General features: G+C 72.9%; 11 protein-coding genes and 1 pseudogene. 9 read left to right on the top strand and 3 right to left on the bottom strand.

What is annotated here, in order from left to right:
* Positions 1–137 precede the first annotated feature (137 nt).
* The 5 genes from GA0115233_RS04230 to GA0115233_RS04210 all read left to right on the top strand — a co-directional run bounded on the left by GA0115233_RS04230 (position 138) and on the right by GA0115233_RS04210 (position 6,440).
* Complete coding sequence (locus GA0115233_RS04230; protein WP_093718702.1) at positions 138–1,457, top strand: radical SAM protein; 1,320 nt, start codon at positions 138–140, stop codon at positions 1,455–1,457.
* A 216-nt stretch (positions 1,458–1,673) separates the two neighbouring features.
* Entirely contained in the window at positions 1,674–3,170 is a 1,497-nt protein-coding gene (locus GA0115233_RS04225) for a cellulose binding domain-containing protein (protein ID WP_093718701.1), read from the top strand.
* A gap of 228 nt (positions 3,171–3,398) precedes the next feature.
* Positions 3,399–4,490, top strand: coding sequence for a ribosome small subunit-dependent GTPase A (gene rsgA, locus GA0115233_RS04220; protein WP_093718700.1), 1,092 nt, complete (start codon positions 3,399–3,401; stop codon positions 4,488–4,490).
* Positions 4,491–4,566: 76 nt separating this feature from the next.
* Complete coding sequence (locus GA0115233_RS04215; protein ID WP_093718699.1) at positions 4,567–5,955, top strand: DNA-3-methyladenine glycosylase 2 family protein; 1,389 nt, start codon at positions 4,567–4,569, stop codon at positions 5,953–5,955.
* A complete protein-coding gene (locus GA0115233_RS04210; RefSeq protein WP_093718698.1) occupies positions 5,955–6,440 on the top strand; it encodes a methylated-DNA--[protein]-cysteine S-methyltransferase in 486 nt (161 codons plus the stop codon). The genes GA0115233_RS04215 and GA0115233_RS04210 overlap by 1 nt, the downstream gene beginning before the upstream one ends.
* On the opposite strand, the pseudogene GA0115233_RS41595 reads toward GA0115233_RS04210, so the two are convergent.
* Positions 6,437–6,523: pseudogene (locus tag GA0115233_RS41595) on the bottom strand (PPOX class F420-dependent oxidoreductase); the annotation flags it as partial. The gene GA0115233_RS04210 and the pseudogene GA0115233_RS41595 overlap by 4 nt on opposite strands.
* Here GA0115233_RS41595 and GA0115233_RS41590 point away from each other — a divergent pair.
* Positions 6,500–6,709, top strand: coding sequence for a hypothetical protein (locus GA0115233_RS41590; protein ID WP_176711637.1), 210 nt, complete (start codon positions 6,500–6,502; stop codon positions 6,707–6,709). The pseudogene GA0115233_RS41595 and the gene GA0115233_RS41590 overlap by 24 nt on opposite strands.
* A 214-nt stretch (positions 6,710–6,923) precedes the next feature.
* Here the strand turns inward: GA0115233_RS41590 and GA0115233_RS04200 are convergent, their stop codons facing one another.
* On the bottom strand, positions 6,924–7,406 hold the full coding sequence (locus GA0115233_RS04200; protein WP_093718697.1) for a DUF456 domain-containing protein: 483 nt from the start codon (positions 7,404–7,406) through the stop codon (positions 6,924–6,926).
* Between the two features lie 36 nt (positions 7,407–7,442).
* Entirely contained in the window at positions 7,443–8,426 is a 984-nt protein-coding gene (locus tag GA0115233_RS04195) for a helix-turn-helix transcriptional regulator (protein WP_093718696.1), read from the bottom strand.
* A 251-nt stretch (positions 8,427–8,677) separates the two neighbouring features.
* On the opposite strand from GA0115233_RS04195, the gene GA0115233_RS04190 reads away from it, so the two are divergent.
* From GA0115233_RS04190 to GA0115233_RS04180, 3 genes are all read left to right on the top strand, one after another.
* Positions 8,678–12,370, top strand: coding sequence for a S8 family serine peptidase (locus tag GA0115233_RS04190; RefSeq protein WP_093718695.1), 3,693 nt, complete (start codon positions 8,678–8,680; stop codon positions 12,368–12,370).
* Positions 12,371–12,522: 152 nt separating this feature from the next.
* Positions 12,523–13,815, top strand: coding sequence for a PP2C family serine/threonine-protein phosphatase (locus tag GA0115233_RS04185; RefSeq protein ID WP_093718694.1), 1,293 nt, complete (start codon positions 12,523–12,525; stop codon positions 13,813–13,815).
* Between the two features lie 77 nt (positions 13,816–13,892).
* Positions 13,893–15,635 (top strand): pyruvate dehydrogenase, encoded by a 1,743-nt coding sequence (locus GA0115233_RS04180; protein WP_093718693.1) that lies wholly within the window; start codon positions 13,893–13,895, stop codon positions 15,633–15,635.
* Position 15,636 lies beyond the last annotated feature (1 nt).

Raw genomic sequence — 15,636 nt, 5'->3', positions numbered from 1 at the left:
CAGTCCCTCCCGAAAGAGTGCTTCATCAGCAGACCCTCTCATCCGTGGCGGGCGGCGCGGGGGGACCCGGTACGTCGGACGGGCGCGCAGGGGCATACCGTGAGGAGTCGAACGCCTGAGCCGGGAGGAGACACGGGATGGGCAGCCGTACCGCGCTGGTCGAGGATCTGATGGAGCGGTTTCCGCATGTGCCGCGGGAAGCCGTCTTCAAGGAGGACCTGCTCCGCGGCGGTGTCGCCTTCGACCCGTCCGCGCTGAGCGACAACGAGTCCGGCGAGGTCAAGCCGAAGTCGTACTTCATCTTCTCCTTCGACCACGGCACCCTGCCCGAGCTGGGCGAGGCGGCGCTGCGCCGGCCGCCGGAGGAGATCATCCTCACCGGCGGCCCGTACGACCTGCGGCGGACCGTGGTGTCGGTGCGGGTCAATCCGGCGTCGCCGTACCGCGTGGCCGCGGACGAGGACGGGATGCTCGGGCTGTACCTCGACGGCAAGCGGATCTCCGACGTCGGGGTGCCGCCGATGCCGGAGTACTACCGGCACAAGCTCTCCAACGGGAAGTCCGTGATGGAGGTCGCCCCGACCATCCAGTGGGGCTATCTGATCTACCTGACCGTCTTCCGGGTCTGCCAGTACTTCGGCGCCAAGGAGGAGTGCCAGTACTGCGACATCAACCACAACTGGCGCCAGCACAAGGCGGCCGGGCGGCCGTACACCGGGGTCAAGGACGTCGACGAGGTCCTCGAAGCCCTGGAGATCATCGACCGCTACGACACCGCCAAGGCGTCCACCGCGTACACCCTCACCGGCGGCGCGATCACCTCCCAGGTCGGCGGCCGGGACGAGGCCGACTTCTACGGGCGGTACGCCAAGGCCATCGAGGAGCACTTCCCCGGGCGCTGGATCGGCAAGGTCGTCGCCCAGGCGCTGCCGCGTGACGACGTACAGCGGTTCAAGGACTACGGCGTGCAGATCTACCACCCCAACTACGAGGTGTGGGACGAGTACCTGTTCAAGATGTACTGCCCGGGCAAGGAGCGCTACGTCGGCCGGGACGAGTGGCACCGGCGCATCCTGGACTCGGCGGAGGTGTTCGGCGCCCGCAATGTGATCCCGAACTTCGTGGCGGGCGTGGAGATGGCCGAGCCGTTCGGCTTCAAGACCGTCGACGAGGCGATCGACTCCACCACGGAGGGCCTGCGCTTCTTCATGTCGCACGGCATCACGCCCCGCTTCACCACCTGGTGCCCGGAGCCGACGACCCCGCTCGGCAAGGCCAACCCGCAGGGCGCCCCGCTGGAGTACCACATCCGGCTGCTCCAGGCGTACCGGCAGACCATGGAGGACTTCGGGCTCTCCTCGCCCCCCGGCTACGGCCCGCCCGGACCCGGCCGTGCCGTCTTCTCGGTCAGCTCCTTCATGGACAGTCTGCCCGCCGCGGAGCCGACCGCCGTGTGACGGATGATCAACGCCGTGTGACGGACGTTGAACAAGAGGCGCCCGGGATCCGTACCATTCCTCGGAGTTGGGACGGCGAACGGGCGCCTGTGTCATTTGAATAGCGCGCTTGTCAGTTGTGTCGAAGACGTGAAAAGCTCGTGCCCTGCCGCGAGGTTCCCCCCAACTCCACTGCCAATATGGCGAGTTGACCTCGCTCGTGGATGCAGGAGACTCATGCCCGACCTGCCGACCCCCCAGGACGCCGCCGAGGCCGCGCTGTTCTCCGAGTGCTGGGACGCGGTGCTCTCGTACGCCGACCTGTGCACGGCCGGTTCCACCGCCGCCAACGAACTGGCCGCGGAGGCGTTCTCGGCCGGTATGCGGGAGATCCGTGCCGCCGAGGCGTACGGCACCCGCCACACCGGCCGCCGCTCACCCCGGCTGCCCCGGATACCCCTGCTGTTGACCGCCGTTCGCACCACGGCGGCCGACTGGGAGGTCACCGGGCGCGGCAACCGGCTCGACCCCGAACTGCGGCTGTGGCTCAACTCGGAGAAGGCCGCCCGCTACGCCGGCCCCCCGCAGACCCGCCCGCTCGCCCTGCGCGCCCTGCGCGACATGCAGCAGCCGGACGCCGAACTGCTGTGGCTGGCCGAGGTGGAGGCGCTGCCGCTGGCCGTCGCCGCCCGTCGGCTCGGCCTGGACCCGGACACCGTCGCCGACGAACTCGCCCAGGTGCGCGGCCTGTTCCGGGACCGCTGTCACCGCAACCACCTGGACGCGCCGAAGGAACCCGAGTGCCGCGGCTACGTCCGCCTCCTCGACGCGGTGACCCGCTCCCCGATCGCCGAGACCCCGGACGACCTCTCCCGGCACCTGGCCACCTGCCAGGACTGCTCCGAGGCCGCCGCCTGTCTGCGCCTGCACGGCCTGGGCCTGCCCGCCGCCCTGGTCGGCGGCGTCATCGGCTGGGGCGGACTCGCCTACCTGGAGCGCCGCCGCCGGGCCGCCGAGGTCCGGCTGGGCGCCGGACGCCCCGACGCACCCGGTGCCGACCACGACCACGCCGATCCGGGCGCGCAGAGGGCGAAGGCGGTGCGCGGCGGGCTGCTCGTCGCGGCGGCCCTGGTCTCCCTGCTCGCCCTCGGGGTGTCGATGATGCCGTTCGGCGGCTCGGGAACCGGCCCGGAGAACCGCGCCACGGGGGACCTCGCGGACCGCCAGCCGGTCGCGGACAACCCCGGCGCCTCCTTCGAGCCCTCCGCGGACGACAGCACCGTCCCGGGCGACTCCGCGAAGACCTCCCCGACGCCCTCCGCGGACGCCACCGAGCCCGCCGGGAAGAGCGCGCGGGACACCGACCCCGAGCCCCAGGGCAAGTCCTCCACCACCGCCCGGCCGACGACCGAGGCACCGCCCACCTGCAAGGTCCACTACGGCCTGGACAACCAGTGGCCCGACGGCTTCCAGGCCACCCTCACCGTCACCACCGAACGGCCCCTGGACACCTGGCAGCTCGCCTGGTCCTTCCACGACGGCCAGCACATCGGCCAGATGTGGGACGCCACCTTCGTCCAGGAGGGCTCCCGGGTCACCGCCTCCGCCGCCTCCTACAACAGGGCGGTGCCCGCGGACGGCTCCGTGACCTTCGGTTTCATCGGCTCGTGGCAGGGCGGCAACCGCCCCGCGTACGACTTCGAGCTGAACGGCGAGGAGTGCCGCGCGGTCTGAGCGGCCGGGCCGGGAAAACCTGTTGACGCGCCGACCCGCCCCCCGGCTACAGTGGCGGCGCATCACAGCGATGCGTGAAACAACGAGCGTGCGAAGGAGGTGTCGACCGATGGCTGTCATTGCGACGGGCGCTGCCCGCATCCAGGAATCCATCACGTCCACCTCCGCGGCCACCGGCTGAACCCACCGAACCTCGCCGGGGCCCGACCTTTGTGAAGGGTCACCTCGTTGACTTCCACCTCTGTCTCCTCCGCGCTGGCTCCTTACGGCTGGGACGCCGACTGGGCCGACGCGTTCACCCCGTACGAGGCCGAAGGGCTGCTGCCCGGCCGGGTCGTACGGGTCGACCGCGGGCAGTGCGACGTCGTCACCGCCGACGGACCGCTGCGCGCCGACACCGCCTTCGTCACCCCGAACGACCCGATGCGGGTCGTGTGCACCGGGGACTGGGTCGCCGTCGAACCCGGCGGCAACCCCCGCTACGTACGCGCGTATCTGCCGCGCCGTACCGCCTTCGTGCGCTCCACCTCCTCCCAGCGGTCCGAGGGGCAGATCCTCGCCGCCAACGTCGACCACGCGGTCGTCGCCGTGTCCCTCGCCGTCGAGCTCGACCTCGGGCGCATCGAACGGTTCCTGGCCCTGGCCTGGGAGTCCGGGGCGCAGCCCGTGGTCGTGCTGACCAAGGCGGACCTGGTGCCGGACCCGGTGACGCTCGCGCACCTGGTGCAGGACGTCGAGACGACCGCGCCCGGCGTGCCGGTGCTGACCGTCAGCGCCCACCTCGACGAGGGGCTCGACGTGCTCACCTCCGTCATCGGCGGCGGTACGTCCGTGCTGCTCGGCCAGTCCGGCGCGGGCAAGTCCACCCTCGCCAACGCGCTGCTCGGTGAGGACGTCATGGACGTGCAGGCCATCCGGGACGTGGACGGCAAGGGGCGGCACACCACGACCACCCGGAACCTGCTGGTCATGCCCGCGGGCGGGGTGCTCATCGACACCCCGGGACTGCGCGGCGTCGGGCTGTTCGACGCGGAGAGCGGGGTCGGGCAGGTCTTCGCCGAGATCGAGGAGCTGGCCGGGCGGTGCCGGTTCCACGACTGCGCCCACACCAGCGAGCCGGGGTGCGCGGTGCTCGCCGCGATCGACTCCGGGGAGCTGCCGGTGCGACGGCTGGAGAGCTACCGCAAGCTGATCCGGGAGAACCAGCGCATCGTCGCCAAGACGGACGCCCGGTTGCGCGCGGAGATCCGGCGGGACTGGAAGCGCCGGGGCGCCGAGGGGAGGGCGGCCATGGAGGCCAAGCGCAACGGCTGGCGGTGACGGCCCGCGGGGCGCCGGCGCGGTGTCCGAATCCCGCCAGCGCCGGTCCCGGAACTGACCGAGACTGGACCGTGTGATGGACGAGGACACCAGGTACGAGGCGGTGCGCAGCCGGGACGCCCGGTTCGACGGCGTGTTCTACTTCGCCGTCGAGACCACCGGCATCTACTGCCGGCCCAGCTGCCCCGCCGTCACCCCCAAGCGCCGCAACGTGCGCTTCTTCGCGACGGCCGCCGCCGCGCAGGGCTCCGGGTTCCGGGCCTGCCGGCGGTGCCGACCGGACGCCGCGCCCGGCTCGGCCGACTGGAACGTCCGCGCGGACGTCGTCGGCCGGGCCATGCGGCTCATCGGCGACGGCGTCGTCGACCGCGAGGGCGTGGCCGGGCTCGCCGCACGCCTCGGCTACAGCCCCCGTCAGGTGCAGCGGCAGCTCACCGGCGAGCTGGGCGCCGGGCCCGTCGCGCTGGCCCGCGCCCAGCGGGCGCACACCGCGCGCGTGCTGCTCCAGACCACCGACCTGCCGATCACCGAGATCGCCTTCGCGGCCGGCTTCGCCAGCGTCCGGCAGTTCAACGACACCGTCCGGGCCGTCTACGCCCGCACCCCCAGCGAGCTGCGCCGCGCGGCAGGCCGCTCCGCCCGCAGGGCCGCCGCCCCGACCGCGGGCATCCCGCTCCGGCTCGCCCATCGCGGTCCCTACCAGTCCGGTGCCGTCTTCGACCTGCTCCAGGCCGAGGCGGTGCCCGGCGTGGAGGACGTCAGCGGTGAGCCGGGCCGCCGCACCTACCGGCGCACCCTGCGCCTGCCGCACGGCAACGGCATCGTCGCCGTCGACGAACAGCCCGGCGGCACCGGCGGGGGCACCCACCCCGGCGGCTGGCTGGACGCCCGGCTCCACCTCACCGACCCCCGCGACCTCACCACCGCCGTCCAGCGCCTGCGCCGCCTGTTCGACCTGGACGCCGACCCCTACGCCGTCGACGAACGGCTCGGCACCGACCCACGGCTCGCCCCGCTGGTCGCCGCCCGGCCGGGGCTGAGGTCGCCCGGCGCCGCCGACCCCGAGGAACTCGCCGTACGGGCGCTGGTGGGGTCCGCCGAGGCCGAGCGGCTGGTCCGGGCGTGCGGAAAGGCGCTGGACGCGCCCTGCGGCAGCCTCACCCACCTCTTCCCGGAACCGGCCGTGATCGCCGAGGCGGAGCGGCACGGCCCCCTGGGCGCCCTGTGCGCCGCCCTCGCCGACGGCACGGTACGCCTGGACCCGGGCGCCGACCGGGACGACGCGGAGGCGGCACTGCTCGCCCTGCCCGGCCTTCACGCCCGTACCGTGGCCGTGGTGCGCACCCGTGCCCTCGGCGACCCGGACGTCGCCCCGCCCGGAGCGGCCGTCCCCGACACCTGGCGCCCCTGGCGCTCCTACGCCCTACTGCACCTGCGCGCCGCAGGAGAGTTGGAGAACCGCTGATGACCACGCTCTGGACGAGCCTGGACAGCCCCCTCGGCCCGCTCCTGCTCACGGCGGACGCGAGCACCGGAGCCCTGACCTCCCTCTCGGTCCCCGACCAGAGGAACGCCCCGGTCGTCGAGGAGACCTGGCGCCACGACCCGGCGGCCTTCCGTACCGCCGCCGAGCAACTGTCCGCCTACTTCGCCGGCGACCTGAAGGAATTCGACCTCCCCCTCCAGCCCGAGGGCACCGAATTCCGCCGCAGGGTCTGGTCCGCCCTCGACGCCGTGCCCTACGGCGTCACCACCACCTACGGCGCTGTCGCGGCCCGCATCGGCGCTCCCCGGGCAGCCGTACGCGCGGTGGGCGGCGCCATCGGCGCCAACCCCCTCCTGATCCTCCGCCCCTGCCACCGGGTCATCGGCGCGAACGGCACCCTGACGGGCTACGCGGGCGGCCTCACCCGCAAAACGACCCTGCTGACCCTCGAACACGCGCTCTAGCCTTCGAGCCCCCAGCTGTGGATCCGGCGCGGACGGATCCGGATCACCTCCTGGCTGAAGTGCGTACCCAGCTCGTGCGGGCCGGTCTGGTCGTGGACGACGTGGTGAGCGTACGGCCGTGGAAGGTGCGCGGGGCCGACATCCGCGGCGAGGCGCAGCTGCCGCCGATCCGCTGCGTCCGCAGGTACGCCGGTTCCGCCTCGCTGAATCCGGTCATGCCGCCGGCCAAGCACGGCCCCCGCGCCCCGCACATCGGCACACCGCCCTAGGGCCTGTCGTTTGGATCATCCCGGCGTCGCGGGGTCTGGCACGCACTCCCCCAGAGGGGGGACCCCCAGCCGCGTTGTCGTCGGTCGCCGACGCTCCGCGTCGACTCCCTCCTCCGCCTTGCAGCTGCACGCACCAGACCCCGCTCGGCTCAGTCACGACGGACCGTCGATCAGAGCCAGGCTGATCCAAACGAAAGGCCCCAGGACCCCGGCCCTACCCCCACACCACCACCCCCACCCACGCCGCCGCGATCAGCAGGCAGGTGAAGAACTCCGCCAGGACGCTGGAGCCGCCCGAGCGCATGGCTGTGCGCAGGGCGGCCATGGCCTCCGCGTGGCGGCCCAGGCGGTGGCGTTCCTCCAGGTAGATGCCGGCCATGAAACCGGGGATCGCGCCGATCACGGGGATCAGGAAGAAGCCGAGGACCGCCCCCGCCCCGGCGTACGCGCCCATGCGGCGGGAGGCGCCGCTCTCGCGCAGGCGGCGCGGTGGCAGCACCCAGCGGACGACCTGGGAGAGGAACAGGGCGGCCGTGGCCGAGACCAGCAGCAGCCAGGCCTCCGGGCGGGGATCCTTCAGCGCCCACCACATCACCGCGGCCCACACCAGCCACGAGCCCGGTACGCCGGGTACGAGCACTCCGCACAGGCCGAGCAGGATGACCATGCCGACCAGCAGGAGATCCCACACTCCCATCTGACCAGAGTGCAGGAGTCCCGGGATCCCCGCAGGTCAGCGGTTACGGGCCACCCAGCCCCGCTCGTAGGCGTGCCAGCCGAGCTGGAGCCGGGTGGTCACCCCGGTCAGCTCCATGAGCCGCTTCACGCGCCGCTGCACGGTCCGCAGGCCCAGATCCAGTTGCTTCGCCACGCTCGCGTCGGTCAGCCCCGCCAGCAGCAGCGAGAGCACCTCCAGATCGGTGGCGTCCGGGCCGTCCGGTTCCTCCTCGGTCACCCCGGACTCGCCGAGCCTGAGCGGCAGCGCGTCCCGCCACACCGACTCGAACAGGCCGGAGAGCAGTTCCAGCAGGCCGCTCGCGTGCACCACCAGCGCGGCCGGCTCCGTCGCGGGCGCGGTCAGCGGCACCAGCGCCAGCGTCCCGTCGGCGATCACCAGCTTCGTCGGCACCTGGTCCACCACCCGCACCTGCTCGTCCCGGCCCAGCGCCGCCGACAGCTCGGTGATGCCCTGCGGCAGGTCGAACACCGAGCGCTCCACGACCACCCGGTAGCGAACCCCGCGGTCGGCGGCCCGCTCCTCGGCGTCGTTCTCCGTCCCGGACACCACCACCGGATCGCCGGTCACCAGCGCGCACACCTCCTGCGCCGCCCCGAGCTGGATCTGCAGGAACCGCCGGGCGACCGCGTCCGCGCCGGTCACCACCTCCACCAGATCGTGCACCGCGGCCTCGGCGGCCCCCGCCCGGTACTCCTCCGCGAGCAGCGCCGCCGCCAGCTCGGCCTTCTCCAGCTCGTGCCGCTGCTGGGTGAGCAGCGCCCCGAGCGCCACCCCGGGCGGTGCGGCGACCCAGCGACCGGGCCGGGCCGAGGACTGCGCGGCCAGTCCCTGCCGCTCCAGCAGCCGCAGGGCACGCTCGGTCTCCCGCTCGCCGAGCGTCAGCCGCCGCGCGAGATCGGCGACATCGGCCGCGCCCACCGACACCAGCGCCCGGTACGCCGACTCGTGCCTCTCGTCCAGCCCTATCGCTGCCAGCATCACTCTCCCAGTCGGTCCATGGCGGGGAACGGCCACGACGGTTCCACGGCGGGGAACGGCCGACGGTCCCCTGGCGGGAAACGGCCACGGCGCAAAACCGCCTCGGCACATCATCGCCGTACCGCCCGCCGCTCTGCCAAGGTGACGCCACCGCAGCATCAACCACCGCCCGTCATGCCCGCATTGGGCCGCTTCGGCCTGCGCGTTCCACGCACTCGCCGGGCATACGGCAGCACCGGAAGAAGGCGACCTTGGGGAGAGCGATACCGAGGACGGCCCTCGGAGCGGCGACCGCCGCCGTCCTGGCCGTCACGACAGCCGTACCCGCGCAAGCGGCCGACGACAGGCCGACGGCGCCCACCGGCAGCCGGGCCGCCGCCGACGCCGGTTCCGTCGTCACCCTCGTCACCGGGGACCGGGTCCTGGTCACGGGTGACGGGGCCGTGGCCCTGCCCGGCGACGACGGCCGGACCCCGCTCGTGCAGACCCGCAGATCCGGCGACGACCTGTACGTCTACCCCGAGAGCGCCGTCGCCGCGCTCGCCTCGGGCCGGGTCGACGAGGAACTGTTCAACGTCACGGGCCTGGTGCGCCAGGGCTACGACGACGCCCACCGCGACACCCTCCCGCTGATCGCCGTCTACGGCTCCGGCGCCGTCCCGCGCTCCGCGCCGCGCGGCGCCGAACGCGGGCTCGTCCTCGACGCCATCGACGGCGTCGCCCTGGAGGCGGACAAGGACCGGGCCGCCGGATTCTGGAACGAGGTCACCAAGACCCGCGGCCCGCTGGAGAAGCTGTGGCTCGACGCCAAGGTCGAGGCCGCGCTGGACCGTTCGACCGGCCAGGTCAACGCCCCGCAGGCGTGGGCGGCCGGTTACGACGGCACGGGCACCAAGGTCGCCGTCCTGGACACCGGCGCCGACGCCGAACACCCCGACCTCAGGGGCCGGATCGCCGCCTCGAAGAACTTCACCGACTCCGCGGACGCGGATGACCGCGACGGCCACGGCACCCACACCACCTCCACCGTCGGCGGCACCGGCGCCGCGAGCGGCGGCAGGAACAAGGGCGTCGCACCGGGCGCGGACCTGCTCAACGGCAAGGTCCTCAACGACTACGGCTACGGCGAGACCTCCTGGATCATCGCCGGGATGCAGTGGGCGGTCGACGAAGGCGCCGACGTCGTCTCCATGAGCCTCGGCAACCCCGCCCGCACCGACTGCTCCGACCCGATGGCCCAGGCCGCCGAGGAGCTGGCCCGCACCAGCGAGCACACCCTGTTCGTCATCGCCGCGGGCAACACCGGGCCCGGCAACAACACGGTCTCCTCGCCCGGTTGCGCCCCCGGCGTGCTCACCGTCGGCGCCGTCGACCGCGACGACTCCACCGCCGCCTTCTCCAGCCGCGGCCCGGTCTACGGCGCGCACACCCTCAAGCCCGAGATCACCGCCCCCGGAGTCGGCATCTCGGCCGCCAGGGCGGGCGGCCGGGGCGTGTACGCCTACCAGGCGCTGAGCGGTACGTCCATGGCGACCCCGCACGTCGCGGGCGCCGCCGCCATCCTCCGGCAACGGCACCCAAACTGGAACGCCCGGCAGCTCAAGGCGGCCCTGGTCTCCTCCGCCGACACCGGCATCCCGGGCGATGTGCGCGAGACCGGCGGCGGACGCCTGGACGTACGGGCCGCACTCGGGCAGACGGTGCTCGGCGCGCCCGCGGTGCAGGGCGGCGCCTTCGACTGGCCGCAGCACCGCGGCGACCGTACCGAGGTGGCGGTGCCGTACACCAACACCACCGACAAGCCGGTGCGGTTGAAGCTGTCGGTCACCGGCGTCACCGGCAACGACGGCTCCGCCGTCCGCTCGCCGGTCGCGCGCCTCACCGACCGCACGGTCACCGTCCCGGCGGGCGGTACCGCCGAGGTCCCGCTGACCGTCGACCCCACGGCCGCCCTCACCCGAGCCCAGTACGGCGACATCACCGGCCGCGTTCTCGCCACGGCGGACGGCGTCTCCGTCTCCACGCCGTTCGCGCTGTACGTGCAGCCCGAGACGGTCACCCTGCGGGTCAAGCTTCTCGACCGGCTCGGTGAGCCCGCCTCCGGCGCCTCCTCGGTCGACCTGATCGGCACCGACGACGCGAGCGGGGAGCGCCGCTTCAACGAGGGCGCCACGGACCAGACGTACGCCGTCCGCCCCGGCAGCTACTTCCTCTCCTCCTTCGTCACCACCCCGCGGGACGGGGGGACGGCGGTGGACTCCCTCACCTATCTCGCCCGTTCCCAGCTGGAGATCCGCGACGACACGACCGTCGTCCTCGACGCCCGCAAGGCGCACCGGCTGAGCATGCGCACCGACCGACCGTCCGAAGTCCGCGGCGCCACCCTCGGGTTCGCTCGCAGCTGGGACGGCACCTGGCTGCACGCGGGCACCGTCTCGGGCAACCGGACCATCGGCGGCTACTACGCCTCCGTCAGCGGCGAAGCCCGCGACGGGGACTTCGAGTTCACCAGCTTCTGGCGGGCCTCGGCCCCGCAGATCTCCGAACTCGCCGTCGTGGGCGGCGAGAAGCTCCACCCGACCACCGGCCACCTCGGCTCGGCCAACCTCGACGGCACCGGCAGGGCCGCTCTCTTCGACGCCAAGTCCGGTACGGAGGAGGAGCTTTCGGGAGTCAAGGGCAAGGTCGCGCTGGTGCGCCTGCCGGACGGCGAGGGCGTCGGGACGGTCGCCGCGCGCGCCGAGGCCGCGGGAGCCGTCGCGCTGCTGGTGTACCGGGACGCGCCGGGCACCTGGTACCCGCTGTTCGGCTTCGCCGGCGGACCGCTGCCCGTGCTCGCCGTACCGGCCGACGAGGCCACCGCCCTGCTCGCGGCGGGTGACGTGACCCTGCGCTGGAAGGCCACCGCCAAGAGCCCGTACGTCTACAACCTCGCCTTCCCCGAGACGGGCCAGATCCGGTCGGACCGTGCCTACCGGGTGCGGGACGCGCACCTGGCGTCGACCCGGGCGACGTACCGCTCGATGGCGGGCACCGGAACCGACCACGTCGACCTGGAGTCGGCGACCCGGCCGGGCGGACTGTCCGCCGCCTTCGGCCAGATCGAGACCGTGCCCGCGCCCTTCACCCGCACCGAGTACCACTCCACCGGCGGCACCGCCTGGCGGCAGGACGTCTCCAGCAGCTTCCCGTGGGGCGAGTTCCTCACCGACCCGGCGCGCACGTACAAGAAGGGCGAGCACGGCACCGAGGAGTGGTACGGCGGGGTCGTCACACCGGTCGCCCCGCTCGACGAGCAGGGCCGCCAGGCGCTCGCCGGTGAACGCCAGGGCGACCTGATCGGCGTCGCGCCCGCCATGTGGGGCGACGGTCAACACCAGGGCATCCAGGGCAGCTTCGGTGACATCGGCTCCATGGTGCTCAAGCGGAACGGGGAGATCCTCGGCGAAAGCCCGTACCCGTTCGGGGTGTTCGAGGTCCCGCCCGAGGAGTCCGCTTACGAACTGACCCTGAGCACCACCAAGTTCGGCCAGCCCGCACGGGCGTGGAACCGGTCCACGGCCACCACGACCACCTGGTCCTTCCGCTCCGCGCGTGACGAGGACACGTACTCGCAGGGCATCCCGCTGCTCTTCCCCCGCTACGGCCTCGCCGAGGACGGGCTGAAGACGCTCCCCGCCGCGGACGGGCAGCGCATCACCCTCTCCGCGACCGGCCACGCGGGCTACCACCCCGGTGAGTTGACCGAGGTACGGCTCTCCTACTCGTACGACGAGGGCGAGACCTGGACCGAGGCGCGCACCGTCCGGCGCGACGGCGCGTGGGAGGCGCTCGTGGACCACGAAGGCGCGAGCGGGAAGCAGGTCACGCTGAAGGCCGAACTGACGGACGCCAAGGGCGCCTCCGTCACCCAGACCGTGCACCGCGCCTACGACGTGCGCTGACCGGTCGCCAAGTCGTCGCCGGACGGTCCTCCTGTGGGGGGTAGGGCCGTCCGGCGACTCCCATCCCGCCATAATCGCAACGCTGTTCGCACCCTCACCCGATTTCGGCTTGCCCCGTTTTCATCCGGCCCGCCCGGTGGACAATTAGGGGCATGAGCCAGCAGGGGGGTAGGTCCACCGGCCGCGAGGACGACTGGTGGACACAGCTGTACGACGACTCCACCCAGGACACCGGGCCCACCGCGGCCCCGGACTCGGTGGACGACCGGTTCGTGTCCGCGTCCGGCACGCTGGGCAGAACCGTTCCGGACCTCGAACCGCGCATCCCCACACCCCGCCAGACCTCCCCACCGGCCCCGGCCGAGCAAGCGCCGACGCGTTTCGAGGAGCCGCCCGTCCGCTTCGGCAAGCCGCCCCTGCACACCGAGCAGCCCTCCGCCCCGCCGCCGGACGACCGCCCCGCCGCGCCCCCGGTGCCCGCCACCGTCGACTACGTCGGCTCCGGCCCGCCCACCTACGACGCCGAACCCACCGCCCTGCCGCCCGCCGACCCCGAGGACCTGGACGACCTCGTCGCCGACACCGTCCTGGACGGCGCCCGCTACGGCGCCTGCACCCTGCGCGCCGCCTCCCTCCGCGGCGACTCCGCCCGCTTCCGGGGCGAACCCCGCCGCGACTCCCTGCTCACCGCCCGCTTCGGCACCGGCGACAGCGCACTGCTCCTCGTCGCCATGGCCACCGGCGCCCGCGCCACCCCCGGCGCCCACCGCGCCGCCGCCGAGGCCTGCCAGTGGATCGGCAGGGCCGTCGGCCGCAGCCACGCCCGGCTCGCCGAGGACATCCGCGCCGCCCGCCGCGGCGACCTGAAGTCGGGCCTGCACCGGCTCACCGACCGCAGCCTCGGCAAACTCCGTGCCAGCGCCTCCGAACAGGGCGTCGACCCGGAGGAGTACGCGGCCACCCTGCGCTGCCTGCTGCTGCCCGCCGACCCCGACTGCCGTATCCGGGTCTTCTTCGGCGTCGGCGCGGGCGGCCTGTTCCGGCTCCGGGACGGCGAGTGGCAGGACATCGAGCCGCGGGTCGTCGACGCCACCGGGGACGCGGTCGTCGGCTTCGGCTCGCTGCCCGCCGAGACCCCCGAGGGCGACCGGCTCACCATGGACCTGGGCATCCCCAAGCCGCCGAGCCCGTACGAACCGGCCCCCGAGCCGCCGCGGGAGCCCTTCCGGTTCCGGGCCTCGGTAGCCCGGCCGGGTGACACGCTGCTGATGTGCACCAGCGGGCTCGCCGAACCCCTGCGCGGCGAGCCGGACCTCGCCGCCCACCTCACCGACCGCTGGTCGGACCCCGCCCCGCCCGGCCTGGCCGCCTTCCTGGCCGACGTCCAGGTCCGGGTCAAGGGCTACGCCGACGACCGTACGGCTGCCGCCGTCTGGGAGAGCTGACCGAGCGAACACCGCGCCGCTGTGCCTCCAATGGAACCCAGAGGGATCGAAGGCGACCGAAGGGGCACCCGGCAGTCATGGCCAAGCAGAACGTCGCGGAACAGTTCGTCGACATCCTCGCCCGCGCCGGGGTGGAACGCCTGTACGGGGTCGTCGGCGACAGCCTCAACCCCGTCGTGGACGCCGTGCGCCGCCACCGTGGCATCGAATGGGTGCACGTCCGGCACGAGGAGACCGCCGCCTTCGCGGCCGGCGCGGAGGCGCAGATCACCGGGAAGCTGACGGCCTGCGCGGGCTCCTGCGGCCCCGGCAACCTGCACCTCATCAACGGCCTCTACGACGCCCACCGGTCCATGGCGCCCGTCCTCGCCCTCGCCTCGCACATCCCGTCCAGCGAGATCGGCCTGGGCTACTTCCAGGAGACCCACCCGGACCGGCTGTTCCAGGAGTGCAGTCACTACTGCGAGATGATCTCCCATCCGCAGCAGATGCCGCGCCTGCTGCAGACCGCCATCCAGCACGCGATCGGCCGCTCCGGCGTCAGTGTCGTCTCCCTGCCCGGGGACATCGCCGACCAGCCCGCCCCCGCCAAGCCCGTCGAGACCGCCCTGGTCACCACCCGGCCCACGGTCCGCCCCGGCGACGCCGAGATCGACCGGCTGGTGGAGATGATCGACGCCGCCGAGAAGGTCACCCTCTTCTGCGGCAGCGGCACCAAGGGCGCGCACGCCGAGGTCATGCAGCTGGCGGAGAAGATCAAGTCGCCGGTCGGCCATGCCCTGCGGGGCAAGGAATGGATTCAGTTCGACAATCCGTTCGATGTGGGGATGAGCGGGCTGCTCGGGTACGGCGCCGCCTACGAGGCCACCCACGAGTGCGATCTGCTGATCCTGCTCGGCACGGACTTCCCGTACAACGCCTTCCTGCCCGACGACGTCAGGATCGCCCAGGTCGACGTCCGGCCCGAACACCTCGGCCGCCGCTCCAAGCTGGACCTCGCGGTCTGGGGCGACGTCCGCGAGACCCTGCGCTGTGTCATCCCGCGCGTGCGGACGAAGAGCAGCAGGCGCTTCCTGGACAAGATGCTGAAGAAACACGCGGACGCGCTGGAGGGCGTGGTCAAGGCGTACACCAGGAAGGTCGAGAAGCACGTCCCGATCCACCCCGAGTACGTCGCCTCCGTACTGGACGAACTCGCCGACGACGACGCCGTCTTCACCGTCGACACCGGCATGTGCAACGTCTGGGCCGCCCGGTACATCACCCCCAACGGCCGCCGCCGGGTGATCGGTTCCTTCTCCCACGGATCCATGGCGAACGCGCTGCCCATGGCGATCGGCGCCCAGTTCACCGACCGCGGCCGCCAGGTCGTGTCGATGTCCGGTGACGGCGGATTCGCCATGCTGATGGGCGACTTCCTCACCCTGGTCCAGTACGACCTGCCGGTGAAGGTGATCCTCTTCAACAACTCCTCGCTCGGCATGGTCGAGCTGGAGATGCTGGTCGCCGGACTGCCCTCCTACGGCACCGCCAACAAGAACCCCGACTTCGCGGCCGTGGCCCGCGCCTGCGGCGCCCACGGCATCCGCGTGGAGAAGCCCAAGCAGCTCGCGGGCGCCCTGAAGGCCGCCTTCAAGCACAAGGGCCCGGCGCTCGTCGACATCGTCACCGACCCCAACGCCCTGTCCATCCCGCCGAAGATCAGTGCCGAGATGGTCACCGGCTTCGCCCTGTCCGCCTCGAAGATCGTCCTGGACGGCGGAGTCGGCCGCATGCTCCAGATGGCCCGCTCCAACCTCCGCAACGTCCCGAGGCCCTGAC

Origin of the sequence: Streptomyces sp. DI166 (genome assembly GCF_900091315.1) — a bacterium.
In the GTDB taxonomy this organism is placed as follows: Bacteria; Actinomycetota; Actinomycetes; order Streptomycetales; family Streptomycetaceae; genus Streptomyces; species Streptomyces fuscus.
Note: the sequence above shows the minus strand (reverse complement) of the source record. Positions and strands in the feature narration are given on the sequence as shown.